The organism is Leptospira neocaledonica, assembly GCF_002812205.1.
GTDB lineage: Bacteria > Spirochaetota > Leptospiria > Leptospirales > Leptospiraceae > Leptospira_B > Leptospira_B neocaledonica.
Window position 1 is genome coordinate 1 of record NZ_NPEA01000027.1, and the last position, 1,676, is coordinate 1,676.

A 1,676-nucleotide genomic window follows, 5' to 3' on the forward strand; every position below is an offset into this window, starting at 1 on the left:
GAAAAGGTTTATAACTTAGAAGTAGAAGATGCACATACGTATTATGTGAGTGAGTCTGGGGTGTTGGTGCATAATACTTCGTACGATGTAAAACCAGATGGCAGAGCATTATCAAAAATTGAAGCACAAGCATTAGCAGAAGAGCTGAAAAAGAAAGGGGCTAACAAGATAGATACTGAGAAATTAGTAGCTGTACTAGAGTCTCATGGGGTATCGCCGACAGAGTTAAGAAAAATAGTGGATGATTTTAGACTTTCAGGGGGGCCAAATTCGACAAAATTTACCGATAGTCAAATTATTGAAGTGTATAATTTTAGAAAGGACCTTGGGTTAGATGGAGGAAACTTACCGGACTTTTTAAGGTCCGATTACTTTAGTAGCGACCGCCCTGAATATTATCAGTTTAGCGAAAATACCAAGCTGAAATATAAATTCAATATGAAAGGAGAAGGCTATTATAACGTAGCAAATCAAACGTTACCTGAAACCCACAAATATGGAACGAAAGGTCTGGTCGAAACATTGAGTAATACTATTGAAGCTTGGAAGCAGATGTATCCAAATGATCCGATACCTGTCAATGATTTAGGGTATCATACAGGAGGAGGTGACCCGAGAGCTGGGACGACACCGAAAGTAGTTTCTCATCATCAGGGAGGGGTAAAAATGGATTTAGGATTTATGACTGATGTTCCTAAAACATATGCAGGGGAATATTTTGATAATAGTCATTACAGTCGGAGTAAAACAATTGAATTTATCGAAACGTTAGCTCGAAGTGCACCAGATGGATATAAGGTAGTCAAAATATTATTTAATGATCCTGTAGTGAAAAATTATTTTGATAACCATCCTGATCCAAGAATGAATAGTATCGTAAAACCTAAGCCTGGACATGCAAATCATTTAGATGTTGAAGTTCAAAGGGACGGAAATTAACATGAGCAACTTAATAACATTTACACTTATTGTTTCTATCTTTTACATTTTTAGAATAGAAAAAATCAATGGAGAAGGGCAAAATTCTAATTCTGGCAAAATTTCCAGCCAAGAAGAAATTAAACGACGATTGAAAGAATTGGAGCAAAATTCTTTGAGCAAAGAGGAGATAAAAGAGAGAGTAATCCTTTTGCAGTCGCTCAAGAGAGAGGTTGCGGGAGCATTGCGAAAAAGTAATTCCGTTTCGTCATTGCTTCCTTATGTAGTTTCCGAAAAATTTACATTTGAAGATGACTTTAGAAATCTTCAATATATCAAAGTTTCTCCAACGTTAGATTTATTTTTGGAAATTTCAAAAAAAGCGAACACTGCTCCTATTGTGCAAGTATTGGAACAAGGAAAAGATTTCTTAATTACCCCTAATCGTCCTGATTCAGCAAGCACTTGGATTGAGGAAAAGAAAATTAATACTGGTAAGTTTCCGGTGATTGATTTTAATTTTGATTCCAATCAACGGAAATGGATAATCGAAACGATTCGATATGACCGTGATTAGAATTAAGGTTGTCTGTTGTCTCCTGCCAAATGGGATGTACAGTGCAGAATCCAGGTAAAATCCTCAAGCAAGCTGCATCTGAAATAAAAAAGAATAATTAAGGACATCTAACCCCGCCAGGGATGCGCAGGGCGTAAGTCCCGAAGCGTTACAAAAAAGTATTTAATAAAATTCTAAATAT

Annotated in this window: 2 protein-coding genes; both read left to right on the forward strand. The window is 36.3% G+C overall.

Annotated features, from left to right (window positions below; all coding sequences use genetic code 11):
• A partial coding sequence (locus tag CH365_RS19795; RefSeq protein WP_100770270.1) for a hypothetical protein occupies positions 1-939 on the forward strand: 939 nt, incomplete at its 5' end.
• Position 940: 1 nt separating this feature from the next.
• Positions 941-1,495, forward strand: coding sequence for a hypothetical protein (locus CH365_RS19800; RefSeq protein WP_100770271.1), 555 nt, complete (start codon positions 941-943; stop codon positions 1,493-1,495).
• Positions 1,496-1,676 lie beyond the last annotated feature (181 nt).